General features: G+C 74.8%; 17 protein-coding genes. 3 read left to right on the top strand and 14 right to left on the bottom strand.

The genetic code is table 11. From position 1 onward, the window contains the following. Nucleotides 1-74 precede the first annotated feature (74 nt). From ACSMTC_RS37875 to ACSMTC_RS37895, 5 genes are all read right to left on the bottom strand, one after another. Nucleotides 75-1781 carry a hydrogenase maturation protein gene (locus ACSMTC_RS37875; RefSeq protein WP_436564296.1) on the bottom strand — a complete coding sequence of 569 codons (1707 nt, stop codon included), beginning with the start codon at nt 1779-1781 and terminating at the stop codon, nt 75-77. A gap of 210 nt (nt 1782-1991) precedes the next feature. Further along, nucleotides 1992-2945, bottom strand: a complete 954-nt coding sequence (locus ACSMTC_RS37880) for a ribokinase (protein ID WP_436564297.1) — start codon at nt 2943-2945, stop codon at nt 1992-1994. Between the two features lie 113 nt (nt 2946-3058). Then, complete coding sequence (locus ACSMTC_RS37885; protein WP_436564298.1) at nt 3059-3610, bottom strand: YceI family protein; 552 nt, start codon at nt 3608-3610, stop codon at nt 3059-3061. Nucleotides 3611-3764: 154 nt separating this feature from the next. Beyond that, entirely contained in the window at nt 3765-4556 is a 792-nt protein-coding gene (locus tag ACSMTC_RS37890; protein ID WP_436564299.1) for a crotonase/enoyl-CoA hydratase family protein, read from the bottom strand. 282 nt (nt 4557-4838) lie between these two features. Then, nucleotides 4839-5627, bottom strand: coding sequence for a L,D-transpeptidase family protein (locus ACSMTC_RS37895; protein WP_436564300.1), 789 nt, complete (start codon nt 5625-5627; stop codon nt 4839-4841). Nucleotides 5628-6253: 626 nt separating this feature from the next. On the opposite strand from ACSMTC_RS37895, the gene ACSMTC_RS37900 reads away from it, so the two are divergent. From ACSMTC_RS37900 to ACSMTC_RS37910, 3 genes are all read left to right on the top strand, one after another. Continuing rightward, nucleotides 6254-7066: a methyltransferase domain-containing protein gene (locus ACSMTC_RS37900; protein ID WP_436564301.1), complete on the top strand. Its 813-nt coding sequence runs from the start codon at nt 6254-6256 to the stop codon at nt 7064-7066. A 134-nt stretch (nt 7067-7200) separates the two neighbouring features. After that, complete coding sequence (locus tag ACSMTC_RS37905; RefSeq protein WP_436564302.1) at nt 7201-7638, top strand: hypothetical protein; 438 nt, start codon at nt 7201-7203, stop codon at nt 7636-7638. A gap of 254 nt (nt 7639-7892) precedes the next feature. Further along, complete coding sequence (locus ACSMTC_RS37910) at nt 7893-8741, top strand: polysaccharide lyase family 7 protein (protein WP_436564303.1); 849 nt, start codon at nt 7893-7895, stop codon at nt 8739-8741. 149 nt (nt 8742-8890) lie between these two features. On the opposite strand, the gene ACSMTC_RS37915 is transcribed toward ACSMTC_RS37910, so the two are convergent. The 9 genes from ACSMTC_RS37915 to ACSMTC_RS37955 form a co-directional block, all read right to left on the bottom strand. Further along, nucleotides 8891-11740, bottom strand: coding sequence for a condensation domain-containing protein (locus tag ACSMTC_RS37915; protein ID WP_436564304.1), 2850 nt, complete (start codon nt 11738-11740; stop codon nt 8891-8893). Beyond that, on the bottom strand, nt 11737-13536 hold the full coding sequence (locus ACSMTC_RS37920) for an amino acid adenylation domain-containing protein (RefSeq protein WP_436564305.1): 1800 nt from the start codon (nt 13534-13536) through the stop codon (nt 11737-11739). Before ACSMTC_RS37920 ends, ACSMTC_RS37915 begins: the two co-directional genes overlap by 4 nt. A 58-nt stretch (nt 13537-13594) precedes the next feature. Beyond that, the gene (locus ACSMTC_RS37925) at nt 13595-15436 is read right to left on the bottom strand and encodes a non-ribosomal peptide synthetase (protein ID WP_436564306.1); all 1842 of its coding nucleotides are present in this window, start codon (nt 15434-15436) and stop codon (nt 13595-13597) included. A 66-nt stretch (nt 15437-15502) separates the two neighbouring features. Beyond that, on the bottom strand, nt 15503-16675 hold the full coding sequence (locus tag ACSMTC_RS37930; RefSeq protein WP_436564307.1) for an acyl-CoA dehydrogenase family protein: 1173 nt from the start codon (nt 16673-16675) through the stop codon (nt 15503-15505). Between the two features lie 55 nt (nt 16676-16730). Next, complete coding sequence (locus ACSMTC_RS37935; protein WP_436564308.1) at nt 16731-19850, bottom strand: non-ribosomal peptide synthetase; 3120 nt, start codon at nt 19848-19850, stop codon at nt 16731-16733. A 301-nt stretch (nt 19851-20151) separates the two neighbouring features. After that, on the bottom strand, nt 20152-21444 hold the full coding sequence (locus ACSMTC_RS37940; protein ID WP_436564309.1) for a condensation domain-containing protein: 1293 nt from the start codon (nt 21442-21444) through the stop codon (nt 20152-20154). A gap of 226 nt (nt 21445-21670) precedes the next feature. Then, nucleotides 21671-23137: an MFS transporter gene (locus ACSMTC_RS37945; RefSeq protein WP_436564310.1), complete on the bottom strand. Its 1467-nt coding sequence runs from the start codon at nt 23135-23137 to the stop codon at nt 21671-21673. Nucleotides 23138-23474: 337 nt separating this feature from the next. Continuing rightward, nucleotides 23475-25691, bottom strand: coding sequence for an ArnT family glycosyltransferase (locus ACSMTC_RS37950; RefSeq protein WP_436564311.1), 2217 nt, complete (start codon nt 25689-25691; stop codon nt 23475-23477). A 207-nt stretch (nt 25692-25898) separates the two neighbouring features. After that, entirely contained in the window at nt 25899-26033 is a 135-nt protein-coding gene (locus tag ACSMTC_RS37955; RefSeq protein WP_436564312.1) for a hypothetical protein, read from the bottom strand. Nucleotides 26034-26229 lie beyond the last annotated feature (196 nt).

Here is a 26229-nt window from a genome sequence, read left to right on the forward strand (position 1 = left end):
CCGCCGGTACGTTCGCTGGGTGGGCCGAACCGGTTACCGCCGACCGCGCCGGGCGGTACACCCGAACGGGTGGGTCAGCAGAGCCGCGGCGGAGTGCCCGACACCGGCCGCTTGCGGACGAAGTCCGACCGCAGCGCGTGGTACGGCTCACCGGGGTCGAAGAAGTTTTGGTGCATCCGCTCCAGCTCCGCCGCCCGGTACGCGGCCAGCGGCCGGACGGCCTCGTCGTGCTCCCGGGTGCTCTTCTTGGCGGCGATCCGCTCCTGCAGGCGCCCGGAGCCGGCCAGCAGGGCGGCGAGGTGGCCGACGGCCGCGCCGAAGTCCTGCGGTGTGCTGGGGAGCACCCGGTCCACCAGGCCCAGCCGCTGCGCCACCCCGGTGGTCAGCGGCAGTGCCTGCTCGGCGAGCCGCCGGGCGCCGGCCTCACCGACCCGGCGGGGCAGGGTGTAGGTCCAGTACTCCGAGCCGTACAGGCCCATCAGGCGGTAGTGCGGGTTGAGCACCACACCGTCGCGGTACCAGACCTCGTCCGCCGCCAGGGCCAGCATCGCGCCGCCCGCCGCCGCGTTGCCGCCCAGTGCGGCGACCACCAGGCGGTCGGTGGTGGTCAGCACGGCCTCCACCAGGTCGTCCATGGCGTTGATGTTCCGCCAGGACTCCTCGGCGGGGTCGGCGGCGGCCTCGATCACGTTCAGGTGGATGCCGTTGGAGAAGAAGTCCCGCCCGCCGCCCAGCACCAGCACCGAGGTCGGGCGGTCGCAGGCGGAGCGGTAGGCGTCCAGCAGGCGGCGGCAGTGCGAGGTGCTCATCGCCCCGCCCGGAAAGGAGAAGCGCAGGAAGCCGACCTGGCCCTCCTCGCGGTAGTCGAGGTCGGTCCAGGTGCGGCGGCCGCCTGGCAGGGTGAGCGGTGCCTGGACCTCGGGCAGGTGGGGGAGCAGCTCGCCGAGGGCCAGGGTGGCGGGCAGCTTGAAGGTCGCCGGGCCGCCGGGCCGGCGGCGTGGCCGCAGCTCGGGGATCCACACCGCGCCGTCCACCGTGGCCCGGCAGACGGCGCCGGCCCGGGTGGCGATCAACTCCCCGGGATCACCGCGCAGTCGGTCCTCCGGATGGCCGCCGTGCAGATACCACTCGCCGCCGAGCAGGTCGTCCAGCACACCGGGGTGGGAGTCCGCCGCCCGCAGCTTGCGGACCACGGTGGCGGTCGGGTCCACCGCCCAGTCGATGCGGCGCAGGGGCTGCCCGAAGTACGGGCGGGTGTGGTCGGGCACCTGCCACATCGGGCCGAGCTGCGGCTGCGGGGCGTACCTGCCGGAGGCGAAGCGCTCCACGGCGAGCAGCACCGCCTCGAGGGCGGCATCGGCCACCTCGTTGCGGTAGAGGTCGCTCTTGCCCAGCGGCGTGCCGTCGCCGGCCGTCGGCAGCGGGCAGCCGGCGCTCGCCCACACCGGGCCGCCGTCCATCACCTCGTCCGCCTGGAGCACGGTCACACCCCAGCGTTCGGCGCCCTCGTGGACGGCCCAGTCCAGTGCGGACGGCCCCCGGTCGCCGGGCGGCCCCGGGTGGACCACCAGACAGGTGCGGGTGGACCAGACGTCCCGGGGGATGGCGGCCTTGAGCATCGGCGCCAGCAGCAGGTCCGGGGCATGCCTGCGGACCGCCTCGCGCAGCTCCTCGTCGCCGGACCCCAGATGGACCGCCATGGTGTGCCCGCGCTCGCGCAGTTCGGCGAAGACACGCTGGCTCAGACTGTTGAACGCGCTCGCGACGAGCAGAATCCGCATCCCGACCTCCGGCTCACCCGATCTGCTAGGGATCGTGAACCACCGCACCGCAGCCTCGTCCGAGCCCGGGCGGCGAGGTCACCCGATCGGCCGGGGGCGGGCGCCGGCGGCACGGAAAACCGCGTGATCGGTCCGCCGAGGGCGCGGGGAGTGCCGCCGCGAGGTCCGGGACAGGGGGCGAACGCCGCCGGCCGGACCGCGCCGGGCGGGTCAGCCGCCTTCCGGGGCCAGCAGGCGGTCGACCTCGGCGCGGGTGGGCAGGGCGGCCTGGGCACCGGGGCGGGTGGTGGCGAGGGAACCGGCGGCGCAGGCACGGCGGAGGGCGGTGGCGGGCGGGGTGTGAGCGGCGAGGGCGAGGGTGAGGGCCGCGCAGAAGGCGTCACCGGCGCCGACGGTGTCGACGGCGTCCACCGGGAAGCCCGGGTGCGAGAGGGGTCCGTCGGCGGATTCCGCCACGGCGCCGTCCGCGCCCAGGGTGACGACGACCAGATCGGGGCCGAGGCCGCGCAGTGCGGCGGCGCGCCGGGGCCAGGGGCCGGTGGCGGCGAGGCCGGCGGCCGTGAGGAGGGCGGTGGCCTCGCTCTGGTTGAGGATCAGGACGTCGGTGTAGGCGATGAGTTGACGGAGCCGGTCGTCGAAGGGCGGCATCGGGGCGGCGTTGAGAACCGTTCGGACTCCCGCCGCGCGGGCCGCGCGGGCGGCGGCGAGCGCGGTGGCCACCGGTACTTCGAGTTGGAGCAGGAGGATGTCGCTGTCGGCCGTGAAGCGGGCGGGGTCGCCGCCGGTCAGCCGGATCAGGGCCGCTTCGTCGAGGTGGCGGTTGGCACCGGGGGCAAGGGTGATGGAGTTCTCGCCGTCCTCCTGGACGACGATCAGGGCCAGACCGGTGGCGGCGCCGGGGAGGGTGCCCACCGCGGTGGCGTCGACCCCTTCGCGGTGCAGGCCGGAGCGGAGTCGGGCGCCGAACTCGTCGTCACCGAGCAGCCCGACCAGGCGGACCAGACCGCCGAGCCGGGCCGCCGCCACCGCCTGGTTGGCCCCCTTGCCCCCGGCTCCCCGGACGGCGTCCTGCCCCGAGACGGTCTCGCCGGGGGCCGGGAGTCGCGGCACTCGTATGGTGAGGTCCATGTTGAGGCTGCCTACGACGAGCACGCGTTCGTTCATCTGAATCCCTCGGAGGAAACCCCCGGCTCCGGCCGGAGGAGGATGTCAAGGGGTCCATTGTCGTACGGGGCGGGTGGGGCGCGGCCGGCCCTGCTCAGGCGGACCCCGGCGGGTCAGTCCTGTTTGATGGCGGAGATGTCGAGCTCCAGGACGACCTTGTCGCCGACCAGGAAACCGCCGCCTTCCAGCGCGGCGTTCCAGGTGATGCCGTAGTCCTTGCGGCTGATGGTCAGCGAGCCCTCGAAACCGACGCGGAGATTGCCGAACGGGTCGCGGGCGTTGCCGGTGTACTCGAAGTCGATGGCGACCGGGTGGGTGGTGTCCTTGATGGTCAGGTCGCCGTTCAGCCGGAAGTCCGTGTCGCCGACGCGCTCGACGCCCGTGGAGACGAAGGTGATGTGGGGGAAGACGGGGGCGTCGAGGAAGTCGTTGGTGCGCAGGTGGCCGTCGCGCTGTTCGTTGCCGGTGTCGATGCTGGCCGCGTCGATGACGACCTTGGCGGTGGAGCGGGTCGGGTCGGTGCCGTCGAGGTGGGCGCTGCCCTCGAACTCCTTGAAGGCGCCGCGGACCTTGGTCACCATCGCGTGGCGGGCCACGAAACCGATCCGGGTGTGCGCCGGATCCAGTGTGTAGGAGCCGGTCAGTTGGTCGAGCGGAGTCGTCATGTCGCCCTTTCTTCAAGGAGGTTGATGCCACAGGGTGCGGCTGCCAGCTCACGCTAGGCGCGGGTGGGCGGGAGCCGTTCCCAGCGCGCCCGAGGGGTCACCCGTCCGGGGGAGTGGGCCAGGGAGGGAACCCGGTGCGCGCAGGGGGTGGGGATCAGTCCGGCGAGTGGTCGAAGGAGCCGTGGCGTCCGGCTCCGGCGGTGAAACGAGCCGCTCCGGCGACGGTGTCGGCGGCGAGGGAGACCAGGCCGTGCCGCCACTCGTTGGCGATGGCCTCCGCCTCGGCGAGACCGTCCTGTTCGAGCAGGGACAGTCGGTCGTGGCGCAGGCAGGTCTGCGGGAAGCGGGCGAGCTCGGCGGCGAGCTCCTCGGCGGCGGCCCGCTCCTCGCCGACGGGTACGACCCGGTTGGCCAGGCCGATTCGGAGGGCCTCCTCGGCGTCGACCGGACGGCCGGTGAGGATCAGGTCCATCGCCCTGCTACTCCCGATCAGCCGGGGGAGCCGGACGGTTCCGCCGTCGATCAGCGGTACGCCCCAGCGGCGGCAGAACACACCGAACACCGCGTCCTCGGCGGCGATGCGGAGGTCGCACCAGAGGGCGAGTTCCAGGCCCCCGGCGACGGCGTGCCCCGCGATGGCCGCGATCACCGGCTTGCTCAGCCGCATCCTGGTCGGCCCCATCGGCCCCGGGCCGTCGGCGGCCAGCCGGTTGGAGCGGTCCGTGCCGACGGCCTTGAGGTCGGCTCCGGCGCAGAAGGTGCCTCCCTCGCCCCACAGCACCGCGACCGAGGCGGTGTCATCGGCCTCGAAGTCCTCGAAGGCGGATGTGAGTTGGGCCGCGGTGGCGCCGTCCACCGCGTTGCGCGCGGCGGGCCGGGAGAGGATCACCGTCCGGACCTGGCCCGTCTGTTCGATCCTGACCGCAGACTCGGACTCGGTTGCCACCGTACGCGCTCCTCTCCCCGGAGACCTGGCGGCACGGCAACGGCCGTCCGCGACCGCCATCATGCCGCCCGGTGTGGGCGCTGGACAGAGGGCGGCCGCGCTGCGCGCCGTGGCCGACCGCGCGTGCCGGCTTCCGGTCCACGGGAGCGTGTTGCGGCTACAACGGCCTGATGGAGGCCGTGCGGTCGGCGGAGCAGGAACATCCCAAGGCCTTACGGGACTCCCGTCCGGCCGGATCGGGTCACTCCGGCGGCGTACGGGAGTCCCCGCGTCCTGGGGGACTCAGCGGGCCAGGTGGTCGCGCGGACCCATGACGATCACCGGCCGAGCGGCCGGGTCGAGTGCCTTGAGGAGCGTCACCAGGTCGGGCGGGGCCAGGCTGACGCAGCCGTGGGTGGGCCCGCCGTGGTCCACGTGCAGCCAGATCCCGCCGCCGCGGGCCGCCCCCATCGGCTGCCGGGTGTCCAGCGGGCTCCGGCCCGGCACCCGGTTGTAGTCGATGGCGACGACGTAGTCGAAGGACCCGGCCAGGTCCTCGCCCTCGAAGCCGTCGCCGTCGATCACGAAGGAGTCGGAGCGGTAGTACGGCAGCGCGGTTCCCGGGTTGGGAAGCCGGCCGCCGGCGTCGCTGAGGGTGAAGACGCCGATCGGGCTGTGCAGGTCGCCCCGGTGGTGCTCCTCGGTCCAGCCGTCGCGGGCGTTGTGGCCGGGCCAGGGGCCGGCCACGGGGGCCCAGCGGCCGCCGGCGTCGGCACTCCAGAGACGGACGCTGGTGGTGGCCGAGTCCGTCGCCTCGCCGGTCGCCACCACGGCCTGCCGGGTGCCCGCGGGGATCCGGCCCAGGGTCCGCGGCCCGAGGCCGGCGATCGCGGTCGAGGCGGACGGGGTGGCCAGGGCGGCCGGCGAGGTGCCGTGGGAGGGTGCGGCGGGCTGCGGCGGGGCCGCCCCGAGGTCCATGCTCCGGTCGGACCTGGATGCCGCACAGCCGGTGCCGGTGGCTATCGCGGCGAGCGTGAACAGGCCGAGCAGTGCACGGCGGCGAGGAGGTCGGGAGGGGCGGTCGGCAGACAAGACGGTCAGTCCTCGGTGAGCGGTCGGGAAAACGTCGATGGGTGCGGTGGTCGGTCGTCGGTCGTCGAAGGCCGCGGCCGTGGGCCCGGCGGATCCGAGTAAGGACCGGCCTGGTGAAGGGCGGTGTCGTCCGGTCCTCGGATCCGGTGGCACCGGGCCACCCGGCGCGCGCGTCCGTCGACCACGGTGCCGTCGTCTCGTCCTCGTGCGTATCGGTACCGACCTCCGGTCTGTCTGACGCCAAAGAGCCCGGTGTGGATGCGGGCGGGTTGTCCGATGTGAGGTACGTCATACCGGAGTTGTGCTCGGGTGTGCGTCTCTGGAGGCTTTGCCGAACGGCCGACCAACGGGCGGCGGCCCCGGTTCCCTGGGGTCGGATCACCGAACGGACCGAACGAATGGGGCCGGGCCTCGATCGATCCGCTGGACGTCGCGGCCGAGTTGCCCTCGGTGTGGAGTTCGCGCCCGCCGGGACAGGTGGGGCAGGCGATCGTGCTTGAGTGGAGCGGGAGTTGACGAGTGGACCCGCCGCGGCCCGCCGCCGGCCGGCTCGCGGGAGATCGACGGCGGCAGGCGGGGGAGACCCGGTGCGCCCCGACGGGGGCGGCTGCGGCAGGATGACGGGTATGACGAGTGATGGCGCGGCAACGGAATCCGGATACCTTCTCGACAACCGGCAGCGTGAGGCGGGGCAGCGGTTCGACGCCCTGGCCGAGATCTTCGACGGCTGGACCTTCGACCACCTGGACCGGCTCGGCCTTGCCGAGGGGTGGCACTGCTGGGAGGTCGGCGCGGGCGGTCCCGGTGTCCCGGCGGGACTCGCCCAGCGGGTCGGGCCGACCGGACGGGTGCTGGCCACCGATCTCGACATCTCCTGGCTGGCGGACCCGCTGCCCGCGCAGGTCGAGGTGGTCAGGCACGACGTGGTCCAGGACGCGCCGCCCGCCGGCTCGTTCGACCTGGTGCACGCCAGGCTGGTGCTGGTGCACCTCGCCGACCGGGCGGAGGTGCTGAAGCGGCTGGTCGCGGCAGTGCGCCCGGGTGGCTGGCTGGTGATCGAGGACGCCGACCCGGCCCTGCAGCCGCTCGCCTGCCCCGACCAGCACGGCCCGGCGCAGGAGCTGGCGAACCGGATCCGGGCGGCCTTCCGCACCCTGCTCGCCCAGCGCGGCGTGGACCTCGGCTACGGCCGCACCCTGCCCCGGGTCCTGCGGGAGGCCGGTCTGGTGGACGTGGCGGCGGAGGGCTTCTTCCCGCTGACCTCGCCCGTCGGCCGGGAGTTGGAGGCGGCGACGGTCCGTCACATCCGCGCCCAGCTGGTCGGACAGGGCCTGATCGAGGAGCACGAGATCGACGCCCACCTGGCCAACCTGCGCGGGGAGGGGCTGGACGTCACCACCGCGCCGCTGATCACCACCTGGGGCCGCCGCCCGGCCTGACCCGAGCCGGGGCGGTCGCCCGCGCTCCGGCGGGCCGGCCGGCCCGGGTGGATTACCAACCGTTACCGATCGGTCATCCGGAGTTAAGCCAGGAGAGGATTGTTGAAGGGGCGGCGCCTGCGACGCTACCGGCCATGGAGAGCGAATCGCTGAACGCCGAAGACCATGTGTCGGTGCATCGGGCCGTGCAGGTGCTGTCCGATCGCTACCCGCATGTTCTGACGCTGACCGCCCGGCTGGGGGCGTGGGCGGAACTCGTCGCGAGTGTCGAGGAGGGTTTCGACGCCGTGTGGGCCTGGGAGTTCGAAGAGGACGTGGCCGACCGCGACTGGCTCCATGACGCCTGGCCGATCCTGACCGAACGGGTCCGCCGGCTCTGCCGGCCCGAACTCGACGCGCTGGACCGCCGGTTCCGTGCGGCCACGGCTCCGATCGGTTCGCCGGGTGCGGGCGGCGGCGCGGTGGCCGCCGAGGGGCGGTGGTGGCAGTCCCGGTATCCACTGCGGGTGTCGGGGGATCCGCGGGCGGAACTGCCGCCGACCTGGTCGCCCGCTCCCACGTACGTCGGGTGACGCCAGGGGCGGGTGCCGGTGACGGCCGGGGGTATCGCGGGAATTGTCCAAAGTGACGTGTTCGCGACAGTCGAGGTGGGTAGGCATGCGGGACCGCCGGCCCGAGGCAGCGTCCTCGGGGTGACGCGGGCGAGTGCCGGACGGGCGGGGAGGAGAGGGCGGGCGTCGCGGGCGACCGGTGTTGCTCCGTCACCCTCCCAAGCCGCAGTCGGGCATTCGGTTATGACGCTTCCTCATGTCGAAGGGACCTCCCGATGCCGTTTGACCACGCCGCGGATCCGAAGCGGTCCACCAGCGCCGACCGGGCCGCTCGCCGAGCCTCCCGCGGGCTGCGGTTCGCCGGTGCGCTCGCCCTCGTCGGAGCGCTCACACTGAGCGCCGCGTCCACCGCCTCCGCGAGCGCCGGTGAACCGGGCGGCGGGCGGGCTCCCGCCGGAGGGGGCGCCGCGGTCTCACTGGACGGCTGGGACCTGATCCTCCCGGTCGACGCCTCCGGCGGGACCTCGGGCGACCATGCCGCGATCCTGCGCCCCGCCGCCCTCAAGTCCCCCTACCTGAACCGGGAGGCGGACGGCAGCCTCGACTTCTGGGCACCCTCGGTCGGCGCGACCACCGCCTCCTCGCGGCACCCGCGCACCGAGCTGGTCGGACGCGACAGCTGGACGGCCGGGAAGCAGAAGCGGACGCTCGCCGCGACCGTCCGGGTCGGCCAGGTGCCCGGCTCCACCCATGACGTGATCGTCGGTCAGATCCACGGGGCGGGCGACGACGGTTCGGTCCCGCTGGTGATGCTGCACTACGACGCCGGTGTCATCCGGGTCACCGTCAAGGACGCCGCCGACCGGTCCACGGTCTACCGGCTGCTCACCGGTGTCCCGCTGGACACCGCCTTCAGCTACACACTCGGCGACAACGGCGACGGCACGCTGACCTTCACCGCCCGTGTCGGTACGGGGCGCACGGTCAGGAAGACCGTCCCCGTCCCCTCGGCGTACCGGGGCATGCCGGTCAGGTTCGCGGTCGGCGACTACCAGCAGGCGAGCGAGGCGCTGCCGTACGGGGACGGGGGCCGCGTGGTCCTCAGCAGGCTCGCGGTCGGCTGACCCACAAGCGGCGCGAGCAGCCCGTCGTGGGCCGGAAGCGGATCCGCCGCCGCGCCGCCGTCCGCCGGGACGGACGGCGGCGCGGCGGCGGATCCGGCCGGTCCGGAGAGCGGCCGAGACCGATCCGGCGGACCGGCCCGATCCCGGTGTCAGCGCACCATCGCGGCCAGCACGCTGCGCCAGTCCTCGCCCGGCTCCGCGAGGAGCAGGCCGGCCAGCACGTCGGCGCGGTAGCGCCAGGGACGCAGCAGCTCGGCGTCGGCCTCGGGGTCGGCGTCCCGGCGCAGCTCGACCGTGCTCGCCGAACCGAGCAACCCGGCCAGCTCGGCGGCGAGTTCGGCCCAGGAGACATGGCCGGAGACGGCGTTCACCACCTGGCCGTCCGCCCGGCCGGTGCCGTCGACGCAGCCGACCACCGCCCGTGCCAGGGCGGCCGAGTGGACCCAGCAGGCGCCGTACCAGCTGTCGCCGTACGTCGCGGGGTCGGGCAGCACCAGTGGCTGCCCGGCCTGCGCCGCCTGGAAGAGCGCCCCGGTGGAACCCCAGCGGAGCTGGTCCCGCAGCCGCCGCTGCGGACCCCAGACGATCGGGGAGCGGACCACGGAGCCCGCGCCGCGGCCCTGTGTACCGGCGGCCGCCAGCAGGATCCGCTCGCAGTCCAGCTTGCCCTGGCCGTACGGCGACACCGGCAGCTCGGCCGGCGCGCCCTCCGGGACCTCGGTACCGGCCGGCCGGCCGTAGGCGTCGATGCTGCTGACGAAGACGAAGTCGCCCCGCCGCCAGGAGTCCACCATGGTGCGCATCGCGGCGACGTCCACCTCGGGCGAGGTGAAGGTGCAGGCCGCGTGGATGACCGCGTCGACCCCCGTCACCGCCGCCCGCAGGCTGTCGAGATCGGAGAGGTCGCCCTCCACCACCTCCACCCCGTCCAGCGCCACCAGGTGCGCGGACTCGGGCCTGGCCAGCGCGCGCACCGGGCGGCCCTGCGCCATCAGCTCCTGGAGCAGGGCCGCGCCGACGCCGCCCGTGCCGCCGGTGAGCAGTACCGTGCCCTCGCGTACCGTGCCGCGTGCCGCGCGACCCGGCTGCCGAGCCGCCGCCGAGCGCCGTTCGGCCTCCCGCGCGTCGAGCAGGGCCGCCAGGGCGCGCGGGGTGCGCTGCTCCAGGACGTCCAGTCCGGTGAGCGGCAGGCCGGTGCGCCCGCGCAGCCGCTCGGCGAGCTGGACGGCGACCAGGGAGTGGCCGCCCAGCACGAAGAAGTCGGCGTCGGGATCGGGGCGGGAACCGAGGAGCTCGCCGAAGGCGGTCCGGACGGTCTCCAGCCTCTCCCGGCCGACCGGGCGGCCGCCGGCCACGGCCAGTCCGGGCAGCCGCCCGTGGTCGACCGTGCCGTCCGCCCGGCGGGGCAGCGCGTCCAGCAGCGTGACCGCCGCCGGGAGCTGCCCGGCCGGGAGCCGGGAGCGCAGCCGCGTCCGCAGCTCGGTGCCGCCGGGCGCACCCGCGCCCTCGACCACCGCGTACGCCAGCGGCGGCAGACCGTCGCGCTCCACCACCAGGGCCTCGGCGACCCGGTCCTCGGCGAGCAGGGCGGCTTGGGCCGGGTGCGCCTGGCCGCGCAGCGGCTCCCCGGGCAGTTCCCGGAGCCGCCGGCCACCGTCCTCGGCCACCGCGGCCAGCAGGGCGCCGAAGGACGCGAGCAGCTGGCGCGCGGCCGGTTCGTCCAGTACCTCGGTGTCGTACTGCACCAGGCAGCGCGGCTGCGGGCCCTCCTCGACGAACAGGCCCAGGTCGAACTTGGCCAGACCGAGGTCGACCTCGACCGCCTCGGCCGCCAGGCCGGGCAGCCGCAGCGGCTCCGGCGGTCGGACCACGTCGCAGGTGACCGAGAGCAGCGCGGTGCCGTCCGCGCTGCGCCCGGCCGCGCCCAGGCGCTCGACCACCAGGTCGAACGGGACCTGGTGGTGCTGCTGCGCGGTGAGCAGCGAGTCGCGCACCCGGTCCAGCACCTCGGTGAAGCCCGGGTCTCCGGTGAGGTCGGCCCGGATGGGCAGGGTGTTGACGCACAGACCGACCAGTCGGCGCAGTTCGGGACGGGAGCGATGGCCGCTCACACAGCCCAGGGTGAGGTCCGGCTCGCCGGTGGCGCGGTGCAGGGCGGCGAAGGCCGCCGCCAGGACCACGGTGAACAGGGTGGCGCCCTGCTCGCGGCCGAGCCGGTGCAGTCCGGCCAGGGTCTCGGCGGGCAGCGGTTCGGTGTGCAGGCCCGCGGTCCTGGTCCGCGGCCCGCGGTGGGCGCGGCGGGGGAGCGGGACGGGGTGCGCTCCCGCCAGGCGGTCCGCCCAGGTGTCGATCCCGGCGGTGAGCTCGGCCGCACGGGAGCGCTCCCAGTGCGCGAAGTCCCGGTACTGGAGGGCGGGTTCGGCCAGCTCAGCGGGGCCGCGGTCGAGCGCCGCCGAATACAGCGCCGCGAGCTCGGCGGTGAGAACGGGCAGCGAGCCGCCGTCCACGGCGATGTGGTGCAGGGTGAGCAGGAGGGTGTGGTCGTCCGGGGCGTGCCTGAGGACGAGGGCGCGCAGCACCGGACCGTCGGCCAGGTCGAAGGGGCGGGACGCCTCGGCGCGCAGCAGGCCGGGGGTCTCCTCCGGTGTGGCGGGCACCACGGGGACGGGGACCGGCGCGAGCGGCAGCGGCTCCTGGAACGGTTCGTCCCCGTCCTGCCCGTAGCGGGTGCGCAGAATCTGGTGGCGGTCCGTCAGGGCGGTGAGCGCGTCGGCGAGTGCCCCGGGATCGAGCGGGCCGCGCAGCCGGGTGGCCAGCGGGACGTTGTAGAGCGCGCCGCCCTGGCCGAGGCGGTCCATCAGCCACATCCGCTGCTGGGCGTGCGAGAGCGGCGCCGGACCGCTCCCGCCGGTGCGGGGGATGGCCGCGGGGCGGGCACCGCCGGCCCGCTCCCTGGCCAGCCGCAGCAGGTCGGTCTGGGCCTGGTCGGTACGGGTCATCGGGAGCCCTCCGGGTGCGGCTCGGCGTGGGCGGCGAGCAGGGCCTGTTCGATCAGCGCGGCCTGGTCGGCCACGGTGGTGTGGGCGAAGAAGTCGGCCAGCGACAGTTCCACGCCCAGGTCCTCACGCAGGTCGTCGACCACCCACATGGCCATCAGCGAGTGCCCGCCCTCGGCCAGGAAGTCGGCGTCCGGCCGGGTGACCGGACGGCCCAGTGAGCGGGACCAGGCCTCGGCGACGGCCTGCTGGAGCGGCGTCAGCTCGGCGGCCGGCGCCTGGACGGGCGCGGCCGGGCCGGTCTCGGCCAGGGCGCGGCGGTCGACCTTGCCGGCGCCGGTGAGCGGCAGGGCGTCCAGGAAGGTCCAGGCGGTGGGGATCAGGTGCTCGGGGAGCCGGCCGGCCAGCTGGGTGCGCAGGGTGTCGGCGGTCGGCCGGTGGTCCTCGGCGGGAACCACGTACGCGGTGAGCGCGGCGTCCTCCTGCCCGGCGCGCCGCACCACGACCGCCGCCTGGGCGACCTCGGGGAGCAGCCGCAGGGCGTGCTCGATCTCACCGGGCTCGATCCGGAAGCCGCGCACCTTGACCTGGTCGTCGGCCCGCCCGTGGAAGTCCAGGGTGCCGTCCGGGCGGGCGGAGACCAGGTCGCCGCTGCGGTACATCCGGCCGTGGCCGGGGATCTCCCGGAACCGGTCCGCCGTCAGCTCGGGCTGCCCCCGGTAGCCCAGCGCGAGCCGGGCGCCGCCGATCCACAACTCGCCCTGGACGCCCGGGAGTACGGGCTCCAGCCGGTCGTCCAGCACGGCGATCCGCGAGCCGCCGAACGGCCGGCCGATCGGCAGCCGGCCGGCGCAGTCGTCGAGGCGGACCGGGTGCAGGGTGGTGAAGGTGGTGGCCTCGGTGGGCCCGTAGCCGTTCACCAGCCGCAGCCAGGGGAAGGCCCGCAGCACGGACGCGGCGTGCTGCTCGGACATCGCCTCGCCGCCGGCGATCAGGGCCCGCACCACGCCGAAGATCCGGGACTGCCGGGCGGCCAGCTGGTGGAAGAGCGCGGTGGTGAGGAAGGCCACGGTGATGCCGAACCGCTCGACGTCCCGGGCCAGTTCCTCGGCGGTCGGCCGCTCGGCGAGGGAGACCATGACGGCGGCGCCGTGCGCGAGCGGCGCCCAGATCTCGAAGGTCGAGGCGTCGAAGCTGGTGGAGGAGTGGAACAGCACCCGGTCGTCGGCGCCGAGCGCGATCCCGTCCGCCGCCGTCACCAGATCGGTGATCGCGTGGTGCGGTACCTCGACGCCCTTGGGGCGGCCGGTGGAACCGGAGGTGTACATCACCAGGGCCACCGCCCGGGGATCGTCCAGGCCGGGGTGCGGGGGCTGGACGGCGGTCGTGTCCTGGGGCCCGACGTCCGGGAGGTCCAGGACCATGGTCCGGTCGTCCGGCAGTCCGGCTTCGGCCAGCAGGCTCTTGTCGCCGAGGGTGAGGCCGACCCCGGCGTCGTCCAGCATCGCGGCGGTCCGCGGGCGCGGGTACGCGGGGTCGAGCGGTACGGCGTGCGCGCCCGCCCACCAGACGGCGAGCTGGGCGACCACCAGGCGGGTGGAGCGGGCGGCCAGCAGGCCCACCGCGCTGCCGGGGCCGATCCCGCGCTCGGTCAGGTCCGCTGACAGCAGTCCTGCGGCCACGACGAGTTGACGGTAAGTCAGAACAGTGGTGCCGTCGGAGACGGCCAGCGCGTCCGGGTGCAGCCCGGCCTGCCGGGCGATCAGGCCGGGGACGCTGCCGGGTACGGGAGAGGTCATCGGAGTTCCCTTCCGGGTGCCCCGGGGAGTGGCCGGGGCACCCTGGTGCGGCGTGCGGTCAGGAGGCGGCGACGGCGCTCGGGCGTCGGGAGTCGACCAGCTCCGCGAGTCGGCGCAGATCGGGCTGGCGGAGCAGCTGAGGAGCGCGCAGCCGTACGCCGCACTCCTGCTCCAGAGCGACCAGCAGACGGGCCGCGATCAGCGAATTGCCGCCCGCGTCGGTGAAGTTGTCCAGCGGGCCGAGTTCCGGACGGCCGAGCAGCTCACGGCAGAGCCGCAGCACGGTCTGCTCGGTCGGCGAGGCGGCGGCGTCCGCGTCCGCGGCCGCCTCGGACTCGGGCGCCCCGGCGAGCAGCGCGGCCCGGTCGACCTTGCCGTTGGCGTCCAGCGGGAAGGTGTCGACCAGGTGGACCAGCGTGGGCACGGCCTGCTCCGGCAGCCACTCCCGCACCTGCGGCAGCAGCTCGGCGCCGTCGCTCAGGGCGGGTTCGGCCGGCTGTACGAAGGCGACCAGTCGCACCCCGCCCGCCGCACCCGGCCGCGCGGCGACGGCGGCGCGCCGGACCCGCGGGTCGCGCTCGAAGGCCGCCTCGACCTCGGCGGGCTCGATCCGCACTCCGCTGACCTTCACCTGGTCGTCCAGCCGGCCCTGGAACTCCAGCGTCCCGTCGGGCCGCATCAGCACGCGGTCACCGGTGCGGTAGACCCGGTCGATCCCCTCGGCGCCCTCGGGGGCGGCGACGAAACGCCGCGCGGTGAGCTCCTCGTCGAGGTAGCCGAGCGCCAGGCAGCGCCCGCCGATGCGCAGTTCACCGGAGGTGCCCCGGGGGACCGGGTGCCCGTCCTCATCGGTGACGGCGACCACGACACCGGGCAGCGGAAGGCCGATCGGCGGGGTGTCCGCGCCGTCCGGCGCCGCACCGGGCGCCATGGTGTGCACCGTGCTCGCCACCGTGGCCTCGGCCGGGCCGTACGCGTTGTGCAGGTGCGCGGTGACCTCCGGCGCCGGATAGCGGCGCAGCCTGTCGCCGCCGACGGTGAGATGGCGGAGCGCCAGGTCATCCCGCCAAGGCAGGTCGAGCACCGGCTCGGCCAGCGGCGTAGGCAGTACGCACACCGTGATCCGGGCCCGGTGCCACCAGTCGGTGAGCGCACCGGGGTCCCAGCGCACCGCGTCGGGGGCCACGCTCAGCGCGGCGCCGGAGGTGAGCGCCGCCCACAGCTCCATCAGGTGCGGGTCGAAGGCGACCCCGATCATCAGGCTGTGCCGGTCGCCGGGGCCAAGGCCGGTCAGCTCGCGGTACCAGTGCAGCAGCGCGCCGAGCGACTCCTCGCCGACGGCCACCGCCTTCGGGGTGCCGGTCGAGCCGGAGGTCAGCACCGAGTAGTACGTACCGGCCGGTGCGCCCACCGACTCCGGTGCCGACGGGGCGAAGGCCGCGACCACACCGGCGGCGGCGTTCGCGCCCTCGGCGGGCAGGGGCAGCGCCGACTGCTCCGCCGCACCGGCCCGGTGGGACGGCGGCAGCAGCGCGGGGTCGCCGATCAGGCAGCCCAGGCGCAGGTTCCGCGCCACGGCCGCGAGCCGCCGCTCGCCCGGGCGCGGGCCCAGCGGCAGGTAGACGGCGCCCAGCCGGGCCACCGCCAGCGCGGTGGCGACCAGCGCCACCGAGTGGTCCAGGCAGACGCCCACCAGCTCGCCGGGACGCACCCGGTCGCGCAGTGTGTCGGCCAACGAGACGGCCAGGGCGTCGAGTTCGGCGTAGCTCCAGCTGCGCTCGCCGTCGATCAGCGCGGGCGCGTCCGGGGTGCGGCGCACCCAGTCGAGGTAGCACTCCAGCACGGCGGCGTCCTGGTGCGGCCGGCCGTGGGCGATGCTGAGAGCCGATATGTCGGTCATGATCTGGTCTCCGGGTCTGCGAGCGGGACGAGCGGCAGGGATGAGCGGCGGTGACGGCCCATGGGCTCAGCCCAGGCCCATCGCCCTGGCGACGATCACCTTCTGGACCTCGGAGGTCCCCTCGATGATGGTCATCATCCGGACGTAGCGGTACAGGAACTCCAGCGGATGCCCGCGCACCCAGCCGGTGGCCCCGTGCACCTGCAGCGAGCGGTCCACCACCCGCACCGCCGTCTCGGAGGCGGTCAGCTTGGCCAGCGCCGCGTTCTCCGGCGCCTCGGTGCCGTCATCGACCAGCCGGGCGCAGGCCAGGGTGAGCAGCTTGGACGCCTCCACCTCGGCCCGGCTGCGCACCAGGTGCTCCTGGACGTGCTGGTAGTTGCCGATCCGCTCGCCGAACGCCTCCCGCTCCCGCGCGTACTCCACACCCAGGCGCAGCGCGTACTCGGCAACCCCGTTGGACATCGCGGCGACCACCAGCCGGCCGCGCGAGAGGCTGTCCATGGCCAGCGCCATCGCGGCGCCGACACCCTGCTCGCCGCCGATCACGGCGTCCATCGGCACCCTGACCTGCTCCAGCATCAGCTCGAACAGCGGCTCGCCCGACATGCCCTCGTAGCGCTGGCCGATCCGCAGCCCCGGCTGGTCCATCGGCAGCACGAACGCCGTGGCACCGCCGGTGGGGCCGTCCCCGAGGTCGGTCGCGGTGACCACCAGGGCGAAGTCGGCCCGGTCGGCGTTGCTGACGAAGGTCTTGCGGCCGCTGATGATCCAGCCGTCGCCGTCCCGCCGCGCGGTGCAGGTCAGCCGGAAGGCGTCGGAGCCGGCCTGCGGCTCGGTCAGCGCCAGACAGCGCGCCGCCTCGCCGCGCACCAGCGGCGCCAGGTACCGCTCGATCTGCTCGGGCGTGCCGTGGCGCAGCAGCGGGCTGGGCCCGTCGGAACCCGCCAGCGCGTACGGGGCGAGCGAGCAGCCGCTGCGGCCGGCCGCGTGGTGCAGCAGCACCACCGCGGTGAACGGCATCCCGGAGCCGCCGAGCTCCTCCGGGTAGTCCCCGGCGTAGAAGCCCAGCGCGGCCGAGCGCTTGCGGACGTAGGCGCGCAGATCGGCGGGCGGCTGGTCGGCGGTCTCGGGCAGCTCGGCGGCCAGCGGCACCAGCTCGCGGCGGACGAAGCTCTCGAAGGCCTCGACCAGTTCGCGGTGTCCGTCCTCGAGGACGGAGGAAGGGGTGGAGTTCACAGGGCGGCTCCGGTCGGGTCCTGGGGCTGGGGGCGGACGGGTCGGCGGGCGCAGGTCACGAGCGGCCGCCCGTCAGGGCGCGGGCCTGGTCGGCCAGCACGGGGTGCTGGAACAGGGTGCGCAGCGGCGGGCGGTGGCCCAGGTGCGGCTCCAGCCAGGCGGAGAGCTGGGCGGCGAGCAGGGAGTGCCCGCCGACCTCGAAGAAGTGCGAGTCGGGGCCGAAGCGGTCGTGGCCCAGCACCTCGCGCCACGCCTCGGCGACCAGGGCCTGCGCGGGGTCCGCGAAGGCCGCCGGCTCCTCGGCCGGCTCCGTGCCGGGCTCGGGGAGCTCGACGAGCCGGCGGACCAGCGCGGCCCGGTCCGGCTTGCCGCCCGGCAGCACCGGCATGCTCTCCAGGGCCACCCAGGTGCCGGGGACCAGTGCCCCGGGCAGCCGCTGGGCCAGCGCGGCGTGCAGTGCGGTCTGGTCGGGCTGCTCGGTGCCCTCCAGGAAACCGACCAGCCGGGGGCCCGCGGAGCAGTCCCGGTCCAGCACCACCGCGCAGGAGCGCCCGCCGAGTTCGGCGGAGGCCGCCGCCTCGATCTCCTCCAGCTCGATCCGGAAACCGCGCAGCTTCACCTGGTTGTCCTGGCGGCCGAGGAACCACAGCCGGCCGTCCTGATCGCGGTAGCCGCGGTCGCCGGTCAGGTACACCCGCTCACCGCCGAGCGCGGCCGGCCTGGCGAACCGGGCCGCCGTGACCTCGTCCCGGCCGAGGTATCCCTCGGCCAACGCCGTTCCGGAGACGGCGAGTTCACCGATCGCACCGGCGGGCAGCGGGTGGTGTCCCTGGTCCAGGACGTGCACCCGCGTTCCGGGCAGCTCGATCCCCAGCGGGATCTCCTCGATGTCCTCGGCCAGGTCGGCCGCGGTGACCTCGTGCACGGTCGAGGTGACCGTGGCCTCGGTGACGCCGTACGCGTTCAGCACCGTCGCCGAGGTGTCCTGGGCCAGCGGACGCAGCGCGGCGGCGGGCAGCCGCTCACCGCCCAGCACGATCAGCCGCGGCGACCAGCGCCCGTCCCGCAGCGCCTCGCGCAGATCCTCCCGTACGGCCAGGAGGTAACTGGTCGGCAGATTGGCCACGGTGACGCCGCGCGCGGCCAGCACCGCGACCAGCTCGGGACCGGTCGGCACCTCGCGCTGCGGCAGCACCAGTGCGGCCCCGGCCGCCAGCGAGGGCAGCACCTCCTCCAGTGCCACGTCGAAGGACGGCCGGGCGAAGAGCAGCACCCGGTCCGTCTCGCTCAGCCCGTACCGCTGCGCCAGCGCGCCGACGTAGCCGGCCAGTGCGGCCCGGCCCACCAGCACCGGCTTGGGCACACCGGTCGACCCGGAGGTGTGGATGACGTACGCGGCGCCGTCGAGCACCGCCGCCGGCTCGGCCTTGGGGAACGCGGGACCGTCCAGCAGCGCGGGGAGGCGGCCCTCGGCGGGCAGCGCCAGCGCGCTCTGCCGGGTGGCGAGCACCAGCGCGGGCTCCAGCCGCTCCAGCAGCAGGCCGAGGCGGGCGGAGGGGTCCTCCGGCGAGAGCGGCGCGTACACCGCCCCGAGGCGCAGGCAGGCCAGCAGGGCGACCACGCTGTCCACGCCCCGGGGCAGCAGTACGGCCACCGGCTGACCGGGCGCCACCCCGGCCGTGCGCAGCCGCTCCACCAGTTCGCCGACCCGGCGGTCCAGGTCGCCGAAGGTCAGCCGCTCGGCACCGGCGATGATCGCGATCCGGCTCGGATCCTGCGCGGCCACCGGGTCGAGCAGGGCGAGGTCGGGGGCGGCCGGCGGGTCGCCCGGGTCCACCGTCGAGGCGCTCAGGGCGGCCAGCGGGGTCAGCGGGGCGTCCAGGTAGGCGCGCAGCAGGTCCAGCAGGCGCTCGGCCAGCAGCTGTGCCACCGGCTCGCCGAACAGGTCGGCGTCGTAGTCCCAGACCAGGGTCATTCCGGCGGCACCGTGCCGCTCGCCGACCACCCGGCGGTCGTCGGGCAGCAGCACCAGGTCCAGATCGAACCGGGTGGTACCGGTGTTGAAGCCCTCGTACAGCGAGATCTCCAGGCCCGGAGCCTCGACCTCGGGCAGCGCGGCGTCGTGGGCGCTGAACATCACGTCGAACAGCGGGTTGTCGGCACCACCGGTGTGCAGCCCCAGCGAACGGGTCAACTCCTGTACGGGGACGTCCTGGTGGGGAAGCGCCCGCAGCAGGGTGTCGGTGACCTCGTCCACCGCTTCGGTACCGGGTGCGCCCGCGTCGAGCCGGAGCCGCAGCGGCACGGTGTTGACGAACATGCCGACGGTGCCCTCGAAGCCCACCGGACGGTTGCCCACCGCCGTGCCCACCACCAGCTCGTGGTGGCCGCTGTGCCGGCGCAGCATCTCGGCGAAGAGCGTGAGCAGGGTGCTGAACGGAGTGTGGCCGTCGCTCTTGCTCCGCTCGCGCAGCCGCTCGGCCAGGTCGGCGCCGATCGACTGGCGCAGCTGCCCGCCCCGGTGGCGGCGCACCGAGCCCGGACGCTTCAGACCGGGCAGGGCCAGGTCGAAGGGCGCGTCCCGCAGCTCCTGCTGCCAGTACGCCAGGCTGAGCTCCCTGGCCCGTGCCTTGCTGCCGTCGGTGTCGGTGCGCACGTGCTCCTCGTAGGAGCGGGCGGGCGGGAGTTCGGCCTGCTCGCCGAGGGTGTGCGCGCGGTAGGCGGTGAACAGGTCGCGCAGCAGGATGGCGAAGGAGTGGCCGTCGTGGATCAGGTGGTGCTCGACGTGGATCAGGCGGTGGTGCTGCTCGGCGAGCCTGACCAGGTGCCAGCGCAGCAGCGGCGCCTGCTCGGTGTCCAGCGGCTCCTCGGCCTCGGCGGACAGCAGGCGGCGGAAGGCCTCCTCGGGCTCGGCCTCGGCGGACAGGTCACTGGTGCGCAGGCGCGGCTCGGCCTGCTCCCGCACCCGCTGGGCGGGGAGCCCGCCGGGCTGGGGGACCAACTCCAGGCGCAGGCCCGGGTGATGGGTGATCACGGCGGCGAGACCGGCGCGCAGCGCGGCGATGTCGAGGGGGCCCCAGAGGTCCAGGGCGGCGGTGAAGTTGTAGGCACGGCTGCCGGGGAGCATCTGCTCGTGCAGCCAGACGATCTCCTGCGAGGAGGAGAGAGCGAACATCGGCAAGTCCCTTTGCTTGTGGCGGGCTTGAGATCTGCTTGTGGCGGGATCGGGGTTTCCCCGGGGCCGTGGCGGGCCGCCCGGTCAGGGCGCTTCGCCGACCGCCCCGGGAGTACGGGGCGCCGCCCGGTCGGCCGTGTGCGCGACCGGCCGGCCGCGGCCGGGGCCTTCGGGTGGTGCCACCGGGGCCGGAGGGCGGTGCGGACCCGGTTGTCCGGAGGGAGGTCGCAGGTGCGAGGTCGGCCGTGTGCGCGGTCGACCTGGCGCTCGCTCCCGGGGTGCTGCCCGGGCCGGGCGGGGGTCAGCGGTGTGCTTCCCCGTGCCCCTGGAGCGCGTCCACGAGCACCTCGAAGGCGGTGTGGACCGCCTCGTCGGTGAAGTGGCCGCGGTTCCAGGCCAGACGGATCAGGAGGTCGTCGCCGTGGGAGGCGGAGACCGCGAACGGAGCCGCGAGGGGACGGCCGGTCAGGTGGGTCTCGCGGCCGTCCGTGCCACCGAGGACCAGGGGCGGGCGGCGGTGCAGGTCCTCGAAGGTGAGCAGGCCGTCCAGTGCCCCGGTCCACTGCGCCCCGCCCGAGCGCGCGGCGCGGAGCACCTCGTCGAAGGGCATGTCGGCGTGGTCGAGGTCGTCCCACCAGGCGGCGCTCAGCTCGTCGAGATCGGCCGGGCCCGGGGCGGCCGGGTGCACCAGGGTGTTCAGGAAGCAGCCCAGCACCTGCTGCGCGGCAGCCGGCCGGCCGCCCCACGGGTAGCCGAGTGCCAGCGTCCGGTCGGGCCCGGACAGCCGGTGGGCGGCCGCGCCGACCGCGGCCAGCAGGGCGGGGAACGCGATCCGCCGCGCGGGTCCTTCGCCCAGGGGCAGCCGGCGGCTCAGCATGCCGGTCGGCCGGTCGTCCCCGGCGGGGGCCGGAGTGCCGCCGAGGCCGGCGAGTCTGGCGGCCCAGTGGGCGTGGGCGGCGGGCGAGGAGGCCGAGTCCTCGGCCGCGAGCTGGAGTTCGACCGCCTCGCGGTAGGCGTCGACGGCCGCGCCGAGTTCCTGCGGATCGGGATCGGCCTCCTCGCCCGGGGCGTCCTCGCGGTAGGCCCGGGTCAGGCCGGCGGTGACGATGCCGAGTGACTGCTCGTCACAGGCCGCGTGGTCCAGGGCGACGGCCAGCACCTCCTCGTCGTGCTCCGGGCCGCGTGCCAGCAGCAGCCGCAGCGCGGGCCCCTCCGCGGGCCAGTCGAGCAGCGCGCGGCGCAGCGCCTCGTGGGCCGTGCCGTCGGGCGGCACCGGGACCTCCCGGACCTCGGCCGCCGGCGCACCGAGCCGCAGCACGGGGGTGCCGCGCAGATCGGTGAAGGTGCCGCGCAGTGCCGGGTGGCGGGCCGCGACCCGCAGGGCCGCGCGGTGCAGCCGGGCCGGATCGACGGTGCCGCGCGGGAAGGCGAAGAACAGGGGCACCACGTCGGGGCGGCCCTGCGGGTCGAAGCGGCGGACGAGCAGGAACCGGCGCTGGGCACCGGTGACCGGGAGCAGTGTGGCCGGGTCGTCGGCGGAGGAGACGGCGGAGCGGTAGTGGGTGAGGTAGGCGTCGGTGAGGCTGGCGGGCACGGGAGGATCTCCGCTTCGGCTCTTGGCGGTTGGGCGGATCTGTGGTCGGTGGCGCCGCGGGCGGCTTCGGTGCGTCGGGCTGGTTCGTCGGGTGGGTCCGTCGGGTGGGTTCGGCTGGGCGGGTTCGGTTCGGCGGATCTGGGAGCGCGGGGCCGGCACGGTCCCCTGAGGGGCGGAGTGGCGCGCCCGCAGCGGTGCACCGGGCCGGTCCCGCCCGGCACCGTCCTCAGCGGACGGGAGGCGTGGAGGCGGGCTCCGTACCGCGGCCGTCGAGGCTCTGCCCGGAACCGACCTCGACCGGCTCGGCACGGGCTGCCCCGGCAGCGGCCGTGGCCCTGCTCCCGACCTCGACCGGGTCGCCGGAGCCTGCGGCCCCGTCCCCGGCCCCGTCCCCGGCCCCGTCCCCGGCCCCGTCCCCGGCGTCCGGAGACCCGGCGTCCGCCGCGTCGCCGGACGGAAGGTCGCGCATCCGGCGCAGTGGGGACATCAGCACCGGCACCGGCACGAGGAGGAAGCCCGCGGCGCACACCCACAGGGCCGCCCTGGGCCCGGCCGCGGCGGCGACCGCGCCGCCGGCCAGTGCGCCCAGCGGCATGGTGCCCCAGACCAGGAACCGCATGGTGGCGTTCATCCGGCCCAGCAGCGCGGGCGGGCAGATGGTCTGACGGAAGCTCACCTGGGCGACGTTGTAGACCACGGCGCTGAACAGCACCACGGCCAAGCCGGTACCGAAGAGCACCGCGCCCGCGCCTTCGGCGGACAGCGGCCACAGCACCGCGAACGGTGAACTGACCGTCAGCGACAGCCAGATCAGCCTGGCCTGCCCGAACTTCGCGGCCAGCGGCCCGGCGCAGAGCGCCCCGACCAGGCCGCCGACGGCCGAGACCGACAGCAGCAGGCCGATGGTGCCGGGGGAGAGCGAGAGCACCCGGACCCAGAAGACGGTCTGCACGGCGGCCAGCAGGGCGGAGAAGAAGTTGGAGGTGGCGGTGGTGATGGCGATGGTGCGCAGCAGCGGGTGCCGCAGGACGAACGAGACGCCCTCGGCGATGTCCGCCCGCAGTGAGCGGCCCGGCGCCGGTTCCGGTCGCTCCTCGCGGACGCGGATCCCCAGGAGCAGCAGGGCCGAGGTGAGGTAGCCGATGGCGTCGGCCACGATGGCCAGCGGCGCGCCGAGCAGCTGGACCAGCCCGCCGCCGAGCCCGGGACCGGCGACCTGGGCGGTGGACCGGACGGTCTCCAGGGCGCCGTTGCCTTCGACCAGCTGCGTCGGCGGCAGCAGCCGTGGCAGGAAGGACTGGTGCGCGACGTCGAAGAACACCGTGGCCACACCGGTGACCAGCGCCACCGCGTACAGCTGGGCCATCGTCAGCACACCCGCCGCCGCCGCCAACGGGACCGAACCCACGGCCAGGCAGCGCACCAGGTCGGCACGGATCAGTACGGGCAGCTTGCGCATCCGGTCCAGCCAGGCGCCCGCGGGCAGGCCCACCAGCAGGAAGGCCGCGGTCTCGGCCGCGGTGAGCAGGCCGACCTGCAGCGGCGAGGCGTCCAGGACCAGTACTGCGGCCAGCGGCAGGGCGACCAGGGTCACCTGGCTGCCGAGTTGGCTCGCGGCGGCCCCGGACAGCAGGAACCGGAAGTCGCGGTGTCGTAAGGCCTCACCTGCCAAGAGGCGCTGAAAGGCGTTCACCTGTGCGACTTTGGTCGAAAATCGCCGTTAAGAGCAACCTGTGGGAATGAATCCGGACTTCTCCTGTCCCGCCCCCGCGCCGTCCGTCGAGCGGGTGAACGGACGGCGCGGCGGGGTGGCACGGACGGCCCGACCGGCGAGAAGCCGTGTCCTGGCTGGTTCGGTGACGATCTAGCCGCCGTCCAGGAATCCGTCCAGTATCCGGACAGACGGTGACCGTCCATCGGACAGCTGGTTTCAGATATGGCCGGATCGAGCGGACTATTGTTGACTATTCATCTCTTTGTGAAGGTGATGTGATAGAGACCTGGCCTGATCCGGCGGGATGCCGCCCGGATCAGCGGCTCGGGGCGCAGGAGTAGAGCCGCTGCTGGGCCGCGAAGCCGTCGTCGAGTGCCCGGGCGCCCAGCCCGGCGGACGGTGTACCGGCGCCGTACTCCGCGGCGGGCACCTCGGCGCAGGTGGACTCGACCCACGAGCGGATCTGCGAGGCGGCGGTGCCGGCCGGGCCGCCGCCGGAGAGGGTGCCGGCCGTCAGGCTGTTGCCGAGCAGGACGTAGTGCACGGCCCTGGTGTCCACCAGCCGCTGGAACTCCGCCGTGGTCGGCGACGGCGCCAGGCCGGTGAAGCCGCCCATCGGCAGGACCCGCTCCCCGGTGGCGAGGATGAACGGCGAGGCACCGCCCCAGCTGGAGGCCGCGAACAGGTACCTGGAACCGTTCCGGTGCGCGCGCAGATAGCCCAGCAGGGCCTGCTGCGAGACGGTCAGCCGGCCCGTGGAGTCGGCCGACATGCTGCTGTCCACCCGGCGCTGCGGCTGCGGGGCGGGTGCCGGGTTGGAGCCCGACGGGCCGACGGTGCCCATGCTGGAACCGCCGTACTCCGCGGTGAGGACCGAGCAGGCCCAGGCGCCCGGAGCGACCAGGGCCGCCGTGACGGTCGCCGCCACCCCGCCGGCCAGGATCAGCCGGCGGCCGGGCGACCGCCCGGCGTGCTCGTCCCCGTTCAGCCCGTCCGCCACCTCGCCCAGCCGGGCCGCCCCGAGCAGCCCCAGCGCCAGACCGCCGAGAGCGAGCACCGTCGTCGCCAGCCACGGCAGGAACTCCGGGAACCGGGTGGCCAGGAAGACGTGCCACAGCACGGTGGTGGTGATCGCGGCGGGCAGGGCCCACGCCCGCCGGCTCTCGGAACGGAACTCCCGCCACATCAGCATCGCACCCGCCCCGCTCAGCGCCGCCAGCGCGAGCGCGACCACGCCCATGTAGTAGCTGTGCCTGCCCACGCTGCCCGCGCTGAACACCAGGAAGAACAGCCCCAGCCACGTCCCCCACAGCACCGCGCCCGAGCGCAGCGCGTCCGTCCGCGCCTCGCGCCGCCGCCAGACCAGTAGACAGACCAGCGCGAGGACGGCCCACGGGTAGAACCAGCCGGTCTGCGGCGCGAACTGACGGCCGAACATCTTGGTCCAGCCGCCGTCACGCGAGCCGCCGCCGGTGCCGGAGGCCGGAGCGTCGCCCGTCGGCGTCGCGGCGGAGGCCGTGGCCGGAGCCGTCGGCGTGCCGGCAGCGGCGGCGGGGGCCGGCGATGTGCTCGCAGCGGTGGCGGCAGCCGTACCGGTCGCTGCGGCGGACCCGCCGGGGCTCGGCCCGCCGCGGACCGCCTGGACGCTCCCGGTGTCCGCCGCGTTCAGTCCCACGGCGGAGAAGCGGTTGAGGAAGTTGTAGCCGACCACCATGCTGACCGCCGAGTTGTCCGTGCTGCCGTCGACGAACGGGCGGGCTCCGGCCGGTACGGCGGTGACGACCGCCATCCACGAGACCGAGACGGCCAGTGCCAGCAGCCCGGCCAGCACCAGGTGCCCCAGCCGCCGCCACAGCGTGACCGGTGCCGCGAGCAGGTACACGGCGGTCAGCGCGGGCAGTACCGTCCACGCCTCCAGCATCTTCGCCTGGAACGCCAGGCCGACCCACACTCCGCACATCAGCAGCGACCGCAGCCGCGCCGAGAGCGCCGCCCGCTGCGCCGCGTCGGCGGCCAGCACCAGCATCAGGGTGAAGGCGGGATCCTCGACCGAGGTGCGGAACAGTCCGGCGGTCACCGGGGTGAGGGTGAAGGCGGCGGCCGCGAGCAGGCCCGCGTCGGCCCCCGCCCAGCGGCGGACCGTCCGGTACAGCACCAGAACGGTCAGCACTCCCTCGAGCACCTGTGGAAGCGTCAGCACCCAGGGGTGGAAGCCGAGCAGGTGCGCGGCCAGTGCCTGCGGCCAGAGGAAGCCGGGCAGCTTGTCCAGGGTGATCGTGTTCGCGGGGTCGAACGAGCCGAAGACGAACGCCTTCCAGCTCTGGCTCATGCTGCGCACGGCGGCGGCGTAGAAGCCGTGGTACTGGCTGTGGTTGATGCGCCAGGCGAACAGCACGGCCGCCACGCAGGCGATGCCCAGCAGCACCGGACGGGCGTACCCGGGCTGTCCCTCAGGGGACTTCCACGGGGCTCTGCGGGTACGGGGTGTGAGCGGATCGGGGGTCCGGGACGGAGTGAGCGTATCTGTGACCATGAGCCGCACGATCGGCCGCACCCGCGTGGAACAGCGGTCGCAGCGCGCCGATTTGGGTGACTTTATACCTTGTGCACGCCGATCGGCCTACGGGAGCCGGGTGTTCGGGGAGCCGTGCGAGGCGCTTCGGCCGTGCGGCCGGACGCGGCGTGCCGAGGGCCGGAGCCTTCATCGCCGCGAAGGCGCGGCCCCGAGCCGGCGCGGGGATCAGCACTTGCCCCCGTTGACACCGTCTATATGGCCGCCGAGGCCATCCTTGTAGTAGCGGCGCCAGTCGCCGCCGTGCACCCGGCAGCTCCCCTCCGGATCCCAGTGGATGAAGCAGGCGTCGGTGTTCGCCACGAACGAGCCCACGTCGTCGTGGAGTTCGGACGGCGTGTCGTGGCAGCCGCTGCCGGCCGTCCACTCCCGGACGTTTCCCCACGGGCCGTCACCGGTCCGGTTCCGGTACCGGATGCCGTTCCCGCCCGGGTGGAGGCCCCGGCGTCCGCCGTCGGCCGGCGCCGGGCGCGCTCCCGGTGGCCGGCCGGCGCCGGGC

The organism is Kitasatospora sp. HPM-01-4, from assembly GCF_051374625.1.
Lineage (GTDB): Bacteria > Actinomycetota > Actinomycetes > Streptomycetales > Streptomycetaceae > Kitasatospora.